At 64.5% G+C, this 15788-nt stretch carries 12 protein-coding genes; all 12 read left to right on the plus strand.

What is annotated here, in order from left to right; all coding sequences use genetic code 11:
- Position 1 precedes the first annotated feature (1 nt).
- On the plus strand, positions 2–1126 hold the full coding sequence (gene murG, locus AC04SI_RS03755) for an undecaprenyldiphospho-muramoylpentapeptide beta-N-acetylglucosaminyltransferase (protein WP_404275472.1): 1125 nt from the start codon (positions 2–4) through the stop codon (positions 1124–1126).
- Complete coding sequence (gene murC / locus AC04SI_RS03760) at positions 1123–2529, plus strand: UDP-N-acetylmuramate--L-alanine ligase (RefSeq protein WP_404275474.1); 1407 nt, start codon at positions 1123–1125, stop codon at positions 2527–2529. The genes murG and murC overlap by 4 nt, the downstream gene beginning before the upstream one ends.
- Positions 2526–3491 (plus strand): UDP-N-acetylmuramate dehydrogenase, encoded by a 966-nt coding sequence (gene murB / locus AC04SI_RS03765; RefSeq protein ID WP_404275476.1) that lies wholly within the window; start codon positions 2526–2528, stop codon positions 3489–3491. The genes murC and murB overlap by 4 nt, the downstream gene beginning before the upstream one ends.
- A 310-nt stretch (positions 3492–3801) precedes the next feature.
- Positions 3802–4728, plus strand: a complete 927-nt coding sequence (locus tag AC04SI_RS03770; RefSeq protein WP_192180849.1) for a D-alanine--D-alanine ligase — start codon at positions 3802–3804, stop codon at positions 4726–4728.
- Positions 4716–5657: a cell division protein FtsQ/DivIB gene (locus AC04SI_RS03775; RefSeq protein ID WP_404275479.1), complete on the plus strand. Its 942-nt coding sequence runs from the start codon at positions 4716–4718 to the stop codon at positions 5655–5657. Before AC04SI_RS03770 ends, AC04SI_RS03775 begins: the two co-directional genes overlap by 13 nt.
- Positions 5654–6961 carry a cell division protein FtsA gene (gene ftsA, locus AC04SI_RS03780; RefSeq protein ID WP_404275481.1) on the plus strand — a complete coding sequence of 436 codons (1308 nt, stop codon included), beginning with the start codon at positions 5654–5656 and terminating at the stop codon, positions 6959–6961. Before AC04SI_RS03775 ends, ftsA begins: the two co-directional genes overlap by 4 nt.
- Before the next feature lie 67 nt (positions 6962–7028).
- A complete protein-coding gene (ftsZ, locus tag AC04SI_RS03785) occupies positions 7029–8687 on the plus strand; it encodes a cell division protein FtsZ (protein WP_404275483.1) in 1659 nt (552 codons plus the stop codon).
- Between the two features lie 281 nt (positions 8688–8968).
- Positions 8969–9916 (plus strand): UDP-3-O-acyl-N-acetylglucosamine deacetylase, encoded by a 948-nt coding sequence (lpxC, locus tag AC04SI_RS03790; RefSeq protein ID WP_488473925.1) that lies wholly within the window; start codon positions 8969–8971, stop codon positions 9914–9916.
- Positions 9917–10133: 217 nt separating this feature from the next.
- Complete coding sequence (locus tag AC04SI_RS03795; protein ID WP_404275487.1) at positions 10134–11003, plus strand: outer membrane protein assembly factor BamD; 870 nt, start codon at positions 10134–10136, stop codon at positions 11001–11003.
- The gene (gene recN, locus AC04SI_RS03800; RefSeq protein WP_488473926.1) at positions 11003–12676 is read left to right on the plus strand and encodes a DNA repair protein RecN; all 1674 of its coding nucleotides are present in this window, start codon (positions 11003–11005) and stop codon (positions 12674–12676) included. The genes AC04SI_RS03795 and recN overlap by 1 nt, the downstream gene beginning before the upstream one ends.
- A gap of 153 nt (positions 12677–12829) precedes the next feature.
- Positions 12830–15037, plus strand: a complete 2208-nt coding sequence (gene ligA, locus AC04SI_RS03805) for an NAD-dependent DNA ligase LigA (RefSeq protein WP_488473927.1) — start codon at positions 12830–12832, stop codon at positions 15035–15037.
- Positions 15037–15723 carry a DUF2461 domain-containing protein gene (locus AC04SI_RS03810; protein WP_404275492.1) on the plus strand — a complete coding sequence of 229 codons (687 nt, stop codon included), beginning with the start codon at positions 15037–15039 and terminating at the stop codon, positions 15721–15723. Before ligA ends, AC04SI_RS03810 begins: the two co-directional genes overlap by 1 nt.
- The last annotated feature ends 65 nt before the right edge of the window (positions 15724–15788 follow it).

The raw sequence follows: 15788 nt of genomic DNA on the forward strand, positions 1-15788 counted from the left end.
GATGTCGAGGGGTGTGATCCTTCTGGCGGCTGGCGGCACGGGCGGACATCTGTTCCCGGCCGAGGCGTTGGCGCATGAGCTGAGCGAGCGCGGCTGGGCCGTGCATCTGGCCACCGACCACCGTGTCGAGCGGTTTTCCAGCCATTTTCCAGGCGCCGTCCATCCGATCCAATCGGCGACCCTGGGATCGAAGAATCCCGTCGCGGTCATCGGTGCCTTCTGGAAGATCTGGCGTGGGGTGCGGCAGGCTTCCGGCATCATCGCCCGGTTCAAGCCGGAAGCCGTCGTCGGCTTTGGCGGCTATCCGACGCTGCCGCCGCTCTATGCGGCGACCAGGCGCAAGGTTCCGACGCTGATCCACGAGCAGAACGCGGTGATGGGCCGCGCCAACCGGGCGCTGGCAGCCCGTGTCGACGCCATCGCCGGCGGCTTCCTGCCTGAGGATGAAAGTGCCGCGGGCGCCAAGACGGTGACCACGGGCAACCCGGTCAGGCCGCAAGTGCTGGAGGCGGCAAAGACGCCCTACGCGGCCTCGGCAGAGGACCAGCCGTTCCGGCTGCTGGTGTTCGGCGGCAGCCAGGGCGCGCAGTTCTTCTCCGATGCGGTGCCGGCGGCCATCGCGTTGCTGACGGAGCCTCAGCGCAAACGCCTGGTGATAACCCAGCAGGCGCGCGCGGAGGACGTGGCGCGGGTCAAGTCGGCCTACGCTGCTCTCGGCGTCGACGCGCAGGTCTTGCCCTTCTTCACCGACATGGCGGCGCGGATGGCGGCGGCACATCTGGTGATGTCACGCTCGGGGGCCTCCACGGTCTCGGAAATCGCCGTCATCGGCAGGCCGGCGCTGCTGGTGCCCTATCCGCACGCGCTCGACCACGACCAGGCGGCCAATGCCGCAGCGCTCGCCGCGGCGGGCGGGGCCGAGGTGCATCCTCAATCCACGCTTTCGCCCGAGCGCATCGCGGCATTGATCGGCGGGTTGATGGACGACCCCGACAGGCTGACGGCCATGGCCGCGGCCGCCAGATCGGCCGGAAAACCGGACGCGGCGCGGTTGCTCGCCGATCTGACAGAGGCTATTGCGTCCAGGAAAACCGTTTCGGATTTCAGGAAGGAGACGCACGCATGAAGATGCCGCAGACGATCGGCCTTGTGCATTTCATCGGCATTGGCGGCATCGGCATGAGCGGCATCGCCGAGGTGCTGCATAATCTCGGCTACAGGGTGCAGGGCTCCGATCAGGCAGACAGCGCCAATGTGCAGCGGCTGCGCGACAAGGGCATCGAGTGCTTCGTCGGCCACAGGGAAGAAAACCTCGGCGACGCCGAAGTGGTGGTCGTCTCGACCGCGATCAAGAAATCCAACCCGGAGCTGAAGGCGGCGCGCGAGAAGCTGCTGCCTGTCGTGCGGCGGGCCGAGATGCTGGCCGAACTGATGCGCTTCCGCCAGGCGGTGGCGATCGGCGGCACCCACGGCAAGACGACGACGACCTCGATGGTGGCGACGCTGCTCGAAGCCGGAGGGCTCGACCCGACAGTGATCAATGGCGGCATCATCAACGCGTACGGTACCAACGCCCGCATGGGTGACGGCGAATGGATGGTGGTCGAGGCCGACGAGAGCGACGGCACCTTCCTGAAGCTGCCGGCCGAGATTGCCGTCGTCACCAATATCGATCCCGAACATCTCGACCACTATGGCAGTTTCGACAAGGTGCGCGAGGCGTTTCGCCAGTTCGTCGAGAACGTGCCGTTCTACGGCTTCGGCGTGATGTGCACCGACCATCCGGAAGTGCAGGCGCTGGTCGGCAGCATCGAGGACCGGCGCGTCATCACCTATGGCGAGAACGCACAGGCCGACGTTCGCTTCACCAACCACCGCATGGCCGGCGCCATATCGGAGTTCGACGTGGTGATCCGCGACCGCAAAGGCCGCGGCCAGATGACGATATCAGGCCTGCGCCTGCCAATGCCCGGCCGTCACAATGTTTCCAACGCGACGGCGGCGATCGCGGTCGCGCATGAGCTCGGCCTGTCGGCCGAGGCGATCAAGAAGGGCCTGTCGTCCTTCGCCGGCGTCAAGCGGCGCTTCACCCATACCGGCTCGTGGAATGGCGTCGACATATTCGACGACTACGGCCACCACCCGGTCGAGATCACCGCGGTGCTGAAGGCCGCACGCAGCGCCACCGCTGGCCGCGTCATCGCCATTGCGCAGCCACATCGCTTCACCAGGCTGCACGATCTGTTCAACGAATTCTCGGTCTGCTTCAACGATGCCGATACGGTCATGGTGGCGCCCGTCTATGCGGCGGGCGAGGAGCCGATCGACGGCGTGACGTCGGACGCGCTGGTGTCGCGCATTCGCGCCGGCGGCCATCGCGACGCGCGCTACATCGAGGGCCCTGCCGCGATTGCGCCTATCATCCGCGATCTGGCCAAGCCGGGCGACTTCGTCGTCTTCCTCGGCGCCGGCAATATCACCCAATGGGCCTATACGTTGCCCAAGGAACTTGGCGGGACAATCTCATGATGCGCGGCCAGGCGTTGATCGACAAGCTTGGCGACCGGCTTGCCCGCCTGCGCGGCCGCATCACGCCCAATGCCGAAATGGACAAGATCACCTGGTTCCGCGCCGGCGGGCTTGCTGAAGCCCTGTTCCAGCCGGCCGACGAGGAGGATCTCGCTGAATTCCTGCGGGCGGTTCCCGAAGACGTACCGCTGATGGTGGTCGGCGTCGGTTCGAACCTCCTGGTGCGCGACGGCGGCATTGCCGGCATCGTCGTCCGTCTTTCGGCGAAAGGCTTCGGCGAGGCTGAAGTCATCGGGCCAACGTCTATCAAGGCGGGTGCGGCGACGCCGGACAAGCGGGTCGCGGCCGTCGCCTACGAGGCGGGCATTGGCGGCTTTCATTTCTACCACGGCATTCCCGGCGCCGTAGGCGGCGCGCTCAGGATGAACGCAGGCGCCAATGGCGTCGAGACACGCGAGCGCGTCGTCGAGGTGCGGGCGCTCGACCGCAAGGGCAATGTCCATACGCTGAGCAATGCCGATATGGGTTATGCCTACCGCCATTCGTCGGCGCCTTCGGGGCTGATCTTCACTTCGGCGACTTTCGAAGGAACCTTGCAGGACCAGGCTGAGATCAAGGCAGCGATGGATGCCGTGCAGAACCATCGCGAGACGGTGCAGCCGATCCGCGAGAAGACCGGCGGCTCGACCTTCAAGAATCCGGAGGGCACTTCGGCCTGGAAGGAGATCGACAAGGCCGGCTGCCGCGGGCTGATGATCGGCGGCGCGCAGATGTCGCCGATGCACTGCAACTTCATGATCAACACGGGAACCGCGACCGGCTATGACCTCGAATATCTCGGCGAGACGGTGCGGGCACGGGTGCTTGAACATTCGGGCATCCGGCTGCAATGGGAAATCAAGCGCCTCGGCGATTTCCGGCAGGGCCATGCCGTGCAGGAATTTCTCGGGCAGCTGCTTTAAGGCGTATTAGCGCGCGCTGAAGTTCATGTGATGCATTAACTTCATGCGGCCCGAAATACCCGCGCGACCGTTGCTCCAAAGACTCACAACACAGTTTTCGTAGCTGTTTTCGCGGAAAGTGAATCTGTCGGATTCATAAGCACTTGCCAGCGAATCAACTCTCTGATTCTCTGCCCTAAAGCGTTTCCTGATTTGAGTCGTTCGACGCGTCACCCGCGTTTTCCGTCTGGGGGGCAACCTGCCGGGAGACTCGGACTCAATGTTGCGGAAACATTGGTTGCGGACCCGCCGTGAGAGGGGATGACGGGAAATGAAAAGTAAGCATGTGGCCGTCCTCCTGGGTGGATTCTCGTCGGAGCGGCCCGTGTCTCTGTCCTCGGGGAAAGCGTGTGCCGATGCGCTTGAGAAGGAAGGTTACCAGGTCACCCGCGTCGATGTCGCGCGCGATGTCGGCGCCGTGCTTGCTGAGCTCAAGCCTGACGTCGTCTTCAACGCGCTGCATGGTCCATTCGGCGAGGATGGTACCATCCAGGGCATCCTCGAATATCTGGCCATTCCCTACACCCATTCCGGCGTGCTCGCCTCGGCGCTTGCCATGAACAAGGAGCTGGCCAAGAAGGTCGCCAAGGCGGTCGGCGTTCCGGTGGCGGAATCGAAGGTGACCAGCCGCTTCGCCATCCAGAACAAGCATCCGATGAAGCCGCCCTATGTGGTCAAGCCGGTCAATGAAGGATCGAGCTTCGGCGTCGTCATCGTGCATGAGGGGCAGTCGCATCCGCCGCAGGTCATCGGCTCGTCGGAATGGAAATACGGCGATACCGTCATGGTCGAGCGCTATGTGCATGGGCGCGAGCTGACCTGCGCGGTGATGGGTGACGTGGCGCTCGGCGTCTGCGAGATCATCCCGACCGGCCATTCCTTCTACGACTATGATTCAAAATACGTCGCGGGCGGATCAAAACACGAAACCCCTGCTAAAATTTCACCGAATATTTACCAAAAAATACAGACACTGGCGCTCAAGGCTCACCAAGCTATCGGTTGCCGGGGCGTCTCCCGGTCGGACTTCCGTTACGACGACCGTCACTCCGAGAACGGCGAGGTTGTCTGGCTCGAGGTCAACACCCAGCCGGGCATGACGCCGACGTCTCTGGTGCCCGAAATCGCCGCGCATGCGGGACATTCGTTCGGCGATTTGTTGAGTTGGATGGTGGAGGACGCTTCGTGTCTGCGTTGAAATGGGGCCAGGGCAAGGGGACGGGCGCGGCTGGGCCGACGCTGTTCGGCGTGCCGCTGTCTTTCGACCATTTCGTGCTGCCGCGGCTGCTTCGCCGGCCGGTGCGCGTACTTGCGCGCCTGGGCGAGGGTGAGTTCACCGCGCCGCCTTTCTCCGCCGCCATCCTGTCGGCGGTCCTCATCGGATCGGGTAGCGCCTATGGCTCCTATCTTGGCGGCTACACAGACAGCATCGTCCAGGGCATCACTGCCCGCACGGGCTTCGCCGTCGACCAGATCAAGGTGGTCGGTAATCGCGAAACCTCCGAGATCGACATACTGGACCGGCTTCAGCTCGACGGCTGGACCTCGCTGATCGGCTTCGACGCCGAAGCCGCGCGCGAGCGGATCGCGACACTGCCCTGGGTCGAGGTCGCCGCGGTACGCAAGGTCTATCCGCATACGCTGGAAGTGCGTGTCGAGGAGCGTGAGCCTTTCGCGCTCTGGCAGCAGGGCAATACGCTTTCGGTGATCGAGCGGTCCGGCGAGGTGATCGCGCCGTTCTCTGGTGGCAAGCAGGCCTTGCTGCCGCTGATCATCGGCACCGGCGCGCCGGCTAAGGCCCCGGATTTTCTCGCCAAGATCAAGAAATATCCGGAGCTGGCGGCGCGGGTCAAAGGCTATATCCGCATTGGCGAACGGCGCTGGGACCTGAAGCTCGAGAACGGCATCACGATCAAGCTGCCGGAGGATGGTGAGGATCAGGCGATCGCCGACCTGGTCAGGATGGATCATGACAACGGGCTTTTGACGCGCGACATCGCCGCCGTCGACATGCGCTTGTCCGACCGCCTGGTCGTGCAGTTGACGCCGGAAGCGGCGACGCAGCGCGAGGCGGCGCTGAACGAAAAGCCGCAGAAGCTGAAGCGCAAGCCGGAGACGAAGATATGAGCTGGCTTGGCGGCAACGGTGATGCCTCCTCGCGCCGCTCCGGCACATTGACGGTGCTGGATGTCGGTTCGAGCAAGGTTTGCTGCGTGGTGGCCAAGCTGAAGCCGCGCGACGACGGCAAGCTGTTGCGCGGACGCTCGCATCGCATCCAGGTGATCGGCATCGGCCACCAGAAATCGCAAGGCGTGAAGTCGGGCGTCGTCGTCGATCTCGATCGCGCCGAGCACGCCATCCGCCTCGCCGTCGACGCCGCCGAGCGCATGGCGGGGCTGACGGTGGATTCGCTGATCGTCAACATGACGGCCGGCCGGCTAAAGAGCGAAGCCTACTCGGCCACCATCAACCTTGGCGGCCACCAGGCCGACGAGGCCGACATCAAGCGGGTGCTGGCCGCCGGCGCCAAGCAGGCGCTCAAGGCCGAGCGCGAGGTGATCCATTCGCTTCCCGTCGGCTTCTCGCTGGATTCCGAGCGCGGCGTGCGCGATCCGCGCGGCATGGTCGGTGAATCGCTCGGCGTCGACATGCATGTGCTGACCGGCGATGCGGCGCCGCTGCGCAATCTGGAGCTCTGTATCAACCGCTCGCATCTGTCGGTCGAGCGCATGGTGGCGACGCCCTATGCCAGCGGGCTTGCCGCCTTGGTCGACGACGAGCTCGAAATGGGCGCGGCCTGCATCGACATGGGGGGCGGCACGACGACAATCTCGGTGTTCTCGGAAGGCAAGTTCGTCCATGGCGACGCCATCGCCATCGGCGGCAACCATGTGACGCTGGATATGGCCAAGGGCCTGTCGACCTCGCTCGACGCGGCCGAGCGGCTCAAGGTGATGCATGGCTCGGCGTTGCCCGGCAGCGCCGACGACCGCGACCTGGTTTCGATCCAGCCGATCGGCGAAGAGGGCGAGATACCGCTGCAGGTGCCGCGCTCGATGATGACGCGCATCATCCGCGCCCGCATCGACGAAACGCTCGAGCTTTTGCGCGACCGGCTGAACAAGTCCGGCTACGGCAACGCCGTCGGCAAGCGTGTCGTGCTCACCGGCGGCGCCAGCCAGCTTTCCGGCCTGCCGGAAGCGGCGCGCCGCATTCTCGGGCGCAATGTGCGCATCGGCCGCCCGCTCGGTGTGGCGGGCCTGCCGGAAGCGGCCAAGGGGCCGGCATTCTCGACCCCGGTCGGGCTGCTGATCTATCCGCAGATGGCGAGCTTCGAGAGCCATCCGGCGAAAGGAATTTCCGGTCTCAGGATGACCGGAACGGGCGGAAAACTGCATCGCATGAGTCAGTGGTTGAGAGACAGTTTCTAAATTGACGGGGACAGCCCCATAGGCGGCCGCAGCGGCGAAGCGGCGGGAAAGGCAAAGGACGGAGACAATGACGATCAATCTGCAAAAGCCGGACATCACCGAGCTGAAGCCACGCATCACCGTGTTCGGTGTCGGCGGCGGCGGCGGCAATGCCGTCAACAACATGATCACCGCCGGCTTGCGCGGTGTCGAATTCGTGGTGGCCAACACGGACGCCCAGGCACTGACCATGTCGAAGGCTGAGCGGCTGATCCAGCTCGGCGCGCATGTCACCGAGGGGCTCGGTGCCGGATCGCAGCCGGAAGTCGGGCGCGCGGCGGCTGAGGAATGCATCGACGAGATCATCGATCATCTCTCCAACACCCATATGTGCTTCGTCACCGCCGGCATGGGCGGCGGCACCGGCACGGGTGCTGCGCCGGTGGTGGCGCGGGCCGCGCGTGAGAAGGGGATCCTCACCGTCGGCGTCGTCACCAAGCCGTTCCATTTCGAAGGCCAGCGCCGCATGAAGACGGCCGACCTGGGCATCGAGGAACTGCAGAAATGCGTCGATACGCTGATCGTCATCCCCAACCAGAACCTGTTCCGGCTGGCCAATGACAAGACCACCTTCGCCGATGCGTTCGCCATGGCCGACCAGGTGCTCTACTCCGGCGTCGCCTGCATCACCGACCTGATGGTCAAGGAAGGCCTGATCAATCTCGACTTCGCCGACGTCCGTTCGGTGATGCGCGAGATGGGCAAGGCAATGATGGGCACGGGCGAAGCTTCGGGCGAGGGGCGCGCCATGGCCGCCGCCGAGGCGGCGATCGCCAACCCGCTGCTCGACGAGACCTCGATGAAGGGCGCCAAGGGCCTGCTGATCTCGATCACCGGCGGCCGCGACCTGACGCTGTTCGAGGTCGACGAGGCCGCGACCCGCATCCGCGAAGAGGTCGACCAGGACGCCAACATCATCCTGGGCGCCACGTTCGACGAAGAGCTCGAAGGCGTGATCCGCGTCTCTGTGGTCGCCACCGGCATCGACAAGTCGGCGGCCGAAATCGCCGCGGCTCCGATCTCGATCCGCGCCGCGCCGCAAAAGCCGGTCAGCCGCCCGGCAGCCGCGATCGCGGAAAGCCGTCCGGCACCTGTCCAGCAGGCGGCCTACGAGCCGCGCGCAGTGGATCCGGTTGCCGAGGCCATCCAGCTTGCCGAGGCCAATGCGGCCGCCATGGCGCAGCCGCGTCCGGCTGCCCATGCGGAAGAGTTCCGCCCGCAGAGCAAGATCTTCCAGGCGCCGCCTGCCCAGCCGCAGCCGGTGGTTCAGCAGCAGGTCGTGCAGCCCGCACCGCTGCGGGAAATGCCGCAGCCGGTCGCCGCCGCACCGCAGCGCATGCCGCGCGTCGAGGACTTTCCGCCGGTGGTGAAGGCGGAAGTGGAAGCCAAGAGCCGCCCGGCCGACCACCATGAGAACGGCGGACCGATGGGTCTGCTCAAGCGTCTGACCAACGGGCTGACGCGTCGTGAGGAAGAGCCTGCACGGTTGCAGCCGGCGCAGCCGCGCGAACCCAAACTGCGCCAGGCGGCACCGGAAGTGCGCCGTCTTGCCAGCCAGGATCCGCAGCTCTACGCGCCGCGTCGCGGGCAGCTGGACGATCAGGGCCGGCTGACGCCGCAGAGCCGGGCTGTGCAGGAAGACGACCAGCTGGAGATTCCCGCTTTCCTGCGCCGCCAGGCCAACTGACCTGTTAACGGTCCGTAACAATTGTTAACAGGCAGACAAGCGATTGTTTGCCTGTTAACGCAAAAAGAAGTTGTAAAACAGAGTGTTACGAGAGGTGTCTCGCTCCAGGTCGCGGTTACAGCAGGAAAGAAACCGTGATTTGGAGTCTCCCAGCCGGACCACTATCTTCGCCCGGATTACCTTCGGTTTGCCGGGATTCGGGGAGTTGGCCCTGCCTGCCGATCAATTCAAGAGCCGCGCGCCCTCAGGGCTGAAGAAGCGGACTATGGCAGTTTGGGCTTATGGGGTTTGTCTTGCAAGACTATCAGACGACACTTAAATCGCGTGCAACGCTGACGGGTACCGGCGTTCACAGCGGCAAGCCCGTTACCGTTCATTTCCTGCCCGCGGACGCCGACACCGGCATCCTCTTCCAGCTTACAAATGGCGGCGACAGCCGCGAGTTCCGCGCCCTTGTCTCCGAAGTCGGCGCGACCGATCTCTGCACCATGCTGGGTGACCCGGCGGGCGAGCACATCGGCACCGTCGAGCACCTGATGGCCACGGTCTTCGGCCTTGGCCTCGACAATCTCATCATCGAGATCGACGGCCCCGAAGTCCCGATCCTGGACGGCAGCGCGATCGCGTTCGTGGAAGCCTTCGACCAGGCCGGCGTCGAGACGCTGCCGGTCAAGCGCCGCTACATAAGGGTGGTCAAGCCGGTTCGCATCGAGAACGGGGCGTCCTGGGCGGAATTCCGGCCCTATGACGGCACCCGCTTCGAGATCGAGATCGATTTCGAAAGCCCGGCGATTGGCCGCCAGCTGTTCGCGTCCGACATCAATGCCGACATTTTCCGCCGCGACATCGCGCGCGCCCGCACCTTCGGTTTCATGAAGGATGTCGAGCGGCTGTGGGCGGCCGGCTACGCGCTCGGCTCGTCGCTGGAGAACTCGCTGGTGATCGGCGACGACAACCGCGTCATCAACATGGGCGGCTTGCGCTATCCCAATGAGTTCGCGCGCCACAAGACGCTGGACGCAATGGGCGACCTGGCGCTGGCCGGCGCCCGCTTCATCGGCTGCTTCCGCTCCTATCGCGGCGGCCACAGGATGAATGCGGCGGCGTTGCGGCGGCTTTTGTCCGACCGTTCGGCGTTCGAGATCGTCGAGACGACACGCCGCGAACGCGGTCGGAGCGCTGAGATGAGCGCCGTCAGCGCGCCCGTCTATGCGCCCTGGATGATCTGATTCTTAACGATTTTCTGGCTTGCTGGCGGCCGGCCTGTGTTGCATGGATGCATCACGGGTTGGTGAAATCATACGATCACGGGGCTACCGCCAAACCGCCACAAAAATGTGCGATTGGCCGGAGATAGCGTTGCCGGGCAAGGCGGTTATGGTTTATGGCTGCTGCCCCAGACCCGAAATGACGACTGAAATGACGCCGAAAGGGCGGAATCCAATCATGTTCTTCAAGCGAGTTGGTCAATCGAAAGCGCCGCATAGGGCTGTTTTCCTGGCGCTTTCGGTGGTTGTCCCATCGCTCTTCCTGTCGGCCTGCATGTCGTCCGAGAAAGATGTCGACCTGTCGACCTATGTCGACCAGACCGAACCGGCCGACGTTCTGTACAATCAGGGCCTGGCCAATCTGAACGCCGGCCGTCTGGACGAGGCGAGCAAGAAGTTCGACGCCGTCGACCGCCAGCATCCCTATTCGGAATTCGCCCGCAAATCGATGGTGATGGGCGCCTTTGCCGATTACCGCGCAGGCCATTATGACGAGGCGATCGGCTCGGCCAAGCGCTATCTGACGCTTTATCCGTCGACCGACGATGCGGCTTACGCGCAGTACATCATCGGCCTGAGCTACTACCGGCAGATCAAGGACGTCACCCAGGATCAGAAGGAAGCGCGCCAGACCGTGCAGACCATGCAGGATCTGGTGACGCGCTGGCCGACGTCCGAATATATCGACGACGCCAAGGAGAAGATCCGCTTCGCCACCGACCAGCTGGCCGGCAAGGAGATGCAGATCGGCCGCTACTATCTCGAGCGCCGCGAATACATCGCCGCCGTCAAGCGGTTCCGCAATGTGGTCGAGAACTATTCCAACACCCGCCATGTCGAGGAAGCGTTGGCCCGTCTGACCGAGAGCTACTATGCGATGGGGCTGACGTCGGAAGCGCAGACCGCGGCGGCAGTGCTAGGCACCAACTATCCCGACAGCCAGTGGTACAAGGATTCCTACAAGCTCCTGCAGAGCAACGGGCTTCAGCCGCGTGAGAATGCCGGGTCGTGGATCTCCAAGGCCGGGAAGCTGATCACCGGCGCCTGATGCTTTCCAGGCTGTCGATCCGCGATATCGTTCTGATCGAGAAGCTGGACATCGACTTCTTGCCCGGCCTCTCCGTGCTGACGGGCGAAACCGGCGCCGGAAAATCCATCCTGCTTGACGCGTTGTCGCTGGCGCTCGGCGCCCGCGGCGACGCTTCGCTGGTCCGCCACGGCGCGGCACAGGGCCAGGTCATCGCGGTGTTCGACGTGCCGCGCAATCATCCGGCCCGGGCGCTGCTCGCCGAAAACGCCATCGAGGACGACGGCGACATCATCCTGCGCCGGGTGCAGACGGCCGATGGCCGTACGCGCGTCTTCGTCAATGACCAGCCGTCCAGCGTCACCCTGATGCGCGACATCGGCCATGCGCTGGTCGAGATCCACGGCCAGCATGACGAGCGGGCGCTGGTCGATCCGGGCGCGCATCGCGACTTGCTGGACAGTTTCGGCGGCCATCTCGGCGCTGCCCGCGCGACAGGCGAGGCGTGGCGGTACTGGCGAAGCTGCGAGCAGGACTTTGCCAAACACCGCGCCAAGGTCGAGGCGGCGGCACGCGAAGCAGACTATCTGCGCGCCTCGGTAGCGGAGCTGGCGAAGCTCGATCCCCAACCCGGCGAAGAGACGCAGCTCGCGGAGCTGCGCGCCACGATGATGCGGGCGGAGAAGATCGCCTCGGAAATCCATGATGCGCAGGACGTGCTGTCGGGGCCATCCTCGCCCTTGCCCCAACTGGCGAGCCTTTTGCGGCGGCTGCAGCGCAAGGTTACGGAAGCGCCCGGTCTGCTCGACGATGTGGTCAATTCGCTCGACGAGGCAATGCTGTCGCTTGACGCAGCGCAGTCGGGTGTCGAGGCAGCACTGCGCGCCACTGAGTATGACCCGCAGCGGCTGGAGAAGGCGGAAGAGCGGCTGTTTGCGCTGCGCGCCGCCTCGCGCAAGCACAGCGTGGCGGTCGACGATCTGGCGCAATTGCGCGACACGATGGCCGCCGACCTCGCCGATCTCGATGCCGGTGAAGAGCGCCTGCACGGACTGGAGAAGCAGGCCGCCGCCGCACGAGAGGCCTACGATATTTCCGCCGCACAGCTGTCGTCGCTTCGCCGTGCTGCGGCGATAGGGCTCACCAGAGCCGTGATGGCTGAATTGCCGGCGCTGAAGCTCGAACGGGCCGAGTTCATCGTTTCGATGACCAGCGACGCCGAAAGCCGGATGGAAGAGGGCATCGACCAGGTCGAGTTCTGGGTGCGCACCAATCCCGGCACGAGGTCGGGGCCGATGATGAAGGTTGCTTCCGGCGGCGAGCTTTCGCGTTTCCTGCTGGCACTGAAAGTGGCGCTGGCCGACCGCGACTCGGCGCCGACGCTGGTCTTCGACGAGATCGATACCGGGGTCGGCGGCGCCGTGGCGGACGCCATCGGCCAGCGGCTGGCGCGGCTGTCGACGCGCGTTCAGGTGCTTTCCGTGACCCATGCGCCGCAAGTGGCGGCGCGCGCGGGGACGCATTTCCTGATCTCCAAATCCGGCGGCACCGACAAGGTTGCCACGGGGATCGCCGAGATGGACCGGGCGGCGCGCCAGGAGGAGATCGCACGCATGCTGGCCGGCGCCACCATCACCGACGAGGCCCGCGCCGCGGCCGAGCGGCTGCTGCGCGAGAATACGGCCGCGGCTTAGCTGCACGCTGTCCGACGCCGAAAGCACTGTCTTTCGGACAGAGTCAGGATATGGCTCCATCCCGCTGTTCAGGAATGATTTTCCCATGCCTGGTCTCTCCCTCATGGGAGAATCCTGTTCTAAGGTGTCGCGCCACGTTCAGGGAAGAAAAGCATGTCGGAAAAACCTGTCGATTCGCTCAGCGAAAGCGAGGCAGCCAGCGAGCTGGAGCGGCTGGCGGCGGAGATTGCCGAGCACGACCGGCGCTACCATACCGAGGATGCGCCGACGATCTCGGACGCGGAATATGACGCGCTGGCGCGGCGCAACCTTGCCATCGAGGAACGGTTCCCCGGCCTGGTCCGCGAGGATTCGCCGTCGCGCCGGGTCGGCGCGCCGCCGGCGGAAGGCTTTGCCAAGGTGCGCCATGCGGTGCCGATGCTCAGCCTCGCAAAGGCGTACACAGACGAGGACGTCACCGACTTCATCGAACGCGGCCGGCGGTTCTTCGACCGCGACAAGGATCTGGACATCGCCTTCACGGCCGAACCGAAGATCGACGGGCTGTCGGCTTCGCTGCGTTATGAAGGCGGCGTGTTCGTGCAGGGCGCAACGCGCGGCGACGGCGCCGTCGGCGAGGACATCACCGCCAATCTCAAGACGATCGCCGACATCCCGAAGACGCTGAAGGGCTCAGGCTGGCCTGACACGATCGAAATACGTGGCGAGGTCTACATGACCTATGCGGAATTCGAGGCGCTGAAGCAACGCTCGGCTGCGGCCGGCGGTCAGGACTATGTCAATCCGCGCAACACGGCGGCCGGGTCGCTGCGTCAGAAGGATCCATCGGTCACCGCCAGCCGCAACCTCAAATTCTTCGCCTATGCCTGGGGTTATACGTCGGAGGATCCCGCACCGACCCAGTATGAGTCGGTGCAAAAGTTCGCTGATTGGGGCTTCAAGATCAGTCCGCTGATGGTGCGGGCGAAATCGGTAGAGGAACTGGTCGCGCACTATCATCTGATCGAGGAGCAGCGCTCATCGCTCGGCTATGACATAGACGGCGTCGTCTACAAGGTCGACCAGCTGGAGCTGCAGCGCAGATGGGGCTTTGTCACCGGCGAACCGCGCTGGGCCGTCGCTCACAAATTTCCGGCCGAACAGGCGATGACGACCGTGCAGAAGATCGACATCCAGGTCGGCCGCACCGGCACGCTGGCGCCGGTTGCACGGCTTGCCCCCGTCACGGTTGGCGGCGTGGTGGTCGAAAACGTCACGCTTCACAATGAGGACTACATCAAGGGTCTGGACAACACCGGCCAGCCGATCCGCGACGGCATCGACATACGCATAGGTGACACGGTCGTGATCCAGCGGGCGGGGGACGTCATTCCGCAGATCGTCAGCGTCGTCATCGAAAAGCGTCCGTCCGATGCCGCGCCTTACGAATTCCCGCATAGCTGTCCGATCTGCGGCTCGCCCGCGACGCGCGAGATCAACGAGAAGACCGGCAAGGAGGATTCGCGCCGGCGCTGCACCGGCGAACTGATCTGCGCCGCGCAGGCGGTGGAAGGATTGCGCCACTTCGTGTCACGCGGCGCCCTGGACATAGAAGGGCTGGGCGCCGAGAACATCGACACCTTCTTCAACGCGGGACTGATCAAGACAGCCGCCGATATCTTCACGCTCAAGGATCGCCGTCCCGCCGTCACCAAGGCGCTGGCCGAGCGGCGTGAGGAGCAGGCCAGGCAGCGCGAGGCCGCGTCGGGCAAGACGCGCAAGAACGTGCGCAGTGTCGAGGACCGCAACTATGAAGGCCTCGACAAGCTTTTTGCAGCCATCGACTCCCGCCGCGAGCCGGAGCTCGATCGTTTCATCTTTGCGCTGGGCATCCGCCACATCGGCGATACGACGGCCGCTGTGCTTGCCCGGACCTTCTCGACCATCGAGGAGCTGATCCGCATCGGCAAGGAGACCGCGGCGGCGGCCGATCCGCACAGCGTTTTCCCATCGATCAACGGCATCGGCGACACGGTGATCGGCGCGCTCCGCGATTTCTTCGGCAATGAACGCAACGACGATGTGCTTGATGCACTGCTCAAGCAGGTCAAGCCGAAGCCGTACCTTGTGGATGTCTCGGCCGGCGGCGAGGTCGCCGGCAAGACGATCGTGTTCACCGGCACGCTGGAAAAGGTGACGCGCTCCGAAGCCAAGGCGATGGCCGAACGTCTGGGTGCCAAGGTCGCGGGCTCGGTTTCCGCGAAGACCGACCTGGTGGTGGCGGGGCCAGGCGCCGGCTCCAAGCTGAAGGTTGCCACCGATCTCGGCATCGAGGTGATCGACGAAGACACTTGGTTGCAGCGGATCGGCAGGGGCGGCTGATGGCCGGCGTGTTCAAAGGGTTCGGGCAGAAGGCCATTCCATTCCTGAAGGCTCTCGATTTCCACCAGAGCCGGGAATGGTTCCAGGAGAACCGGGCGCTTTACGAAAGCGAGCTGCACGAGCCGTTCTGCGATCTCGTCGAAACGCTCTCCGAACGTTTCCAGGCGGCGGGCCTCGGCCTGCGCGGCGACCGCAAGAAATCGCTGTTCCGGATCAACCGCGATGTGCGTTTTTCCAAGGACAAGCGGCCTTACAACCAGCACCTTTCCGCGATCCTGTCACCCGACGGCACCAAGATGGAGCAGGGCGTGTTCTTCGTTTACATCGGGGTCGACCGCTGCTTTGCCGGCGTTGCCTGGTGGCAGCCGGGCTCGGAACTGCTTCAGGCGATGCGCAAAGCCATCATGACGAAGCCGGTCGCCTTCCGCGCCCTGGTGGCGGCGCTGAAGAAAGCTGGTCTCGAACTCGACACCGAGGGATGCCTGAAGCGTGCGCCGCGCGGTTTCGAGGATGTCACGGACGCCGACCTTGCCCAGGCGATCCGCAACCGGCATTTCGCCGTCCGGCACAATTTCGATCCCGCAACGATCCATACGCCGGCCCTGGTCGACGACCTCGTCGATTTCACCATTCGCGCCAAGCCGCTGCTCGACTGGGGCAGGGCGATCCAGGGGAAGGCTGGATAACACCACGCCCGGCGATCATTTCCGCTGATCGATTGGCTCAAGCGAATTGGTGTGACAAGAAAGCC

Source organism: Mesorhizobium sp. CNPSo 4689 (assembly GCF_057784325.1).

Coding starts and splice junctions, on each gene's coding strand:
- murG (WP_404275472.1), top strand. CDS start 2: ATGTCGAGGGGTGTGATCCTTCTGGCGGCTGGCGGCACGGGCGGACAT.
- murC (WP_404275474.1), top strand. CDS start 1,123: ATGAAGATGCCGCAGACGATCGGCCTTGTGCATTTCATCGGCATTGGC.
- murB (WP_404275476.1), top strand. CDS start 2,526: ATGATGCGCGGCCAGGCGTTGATCGACAAGCTTGGCGACCGGCTTGCC.
- AC04SI_RS03770 (WP_192180849.1), top strand. CDS start 3,802: ATGAAAAGTAAGCATGTGGCCGTCCTCCTGGGTGGATTCTCGTCGGAG.
- ftsA (WP_404275481.1), top strand. CDS start 5,654: ATGAGCTGGCTTGGCGGCAACGGTGATGCCTCCTCGCGCCGCTCCGGC.
- ftsZ (WP_404275483.1), top strand. CDS start 7,029: ATGACGATCAATCTGCAAAAGCCGGACATCACCGAGCTGAAGCCACGC.
- lpxC (WP_488473925.1), top strand. CDS start 8,969: ATGGGGTTTGTCTTGCAAGACTATCAGACGACACTTAAATCGCGTGCA.
- AC04SI_RS03795 (WP_404275487.1), top strand. CDS start 10,134: ATGTTCTTCAAGCGAGTTGGTCAATCGAAAGCGCCGCATAGGGCTGTT.
- recN (WP_488473926.1), top strand. CDS start 11,003: ATGCTTTCCAGGCTGTCGATCCGCGATATCGTTCTGATCGAGAAGCTG.
- ligA (WP_488473927.1), top strand. CDS start 12,830: ATGTCGGAAAAACCTGTCGATTCGCTCAGCGAAAGCGAGGCAGCCAGC.
- AC04SI_RS03810 (WP_404275492.1), top strand. CDS start 15,037: ATGGCCGGCGTGTTCAAAGGGTTCGGGCAGAAGGCCATTCCATTCCTG.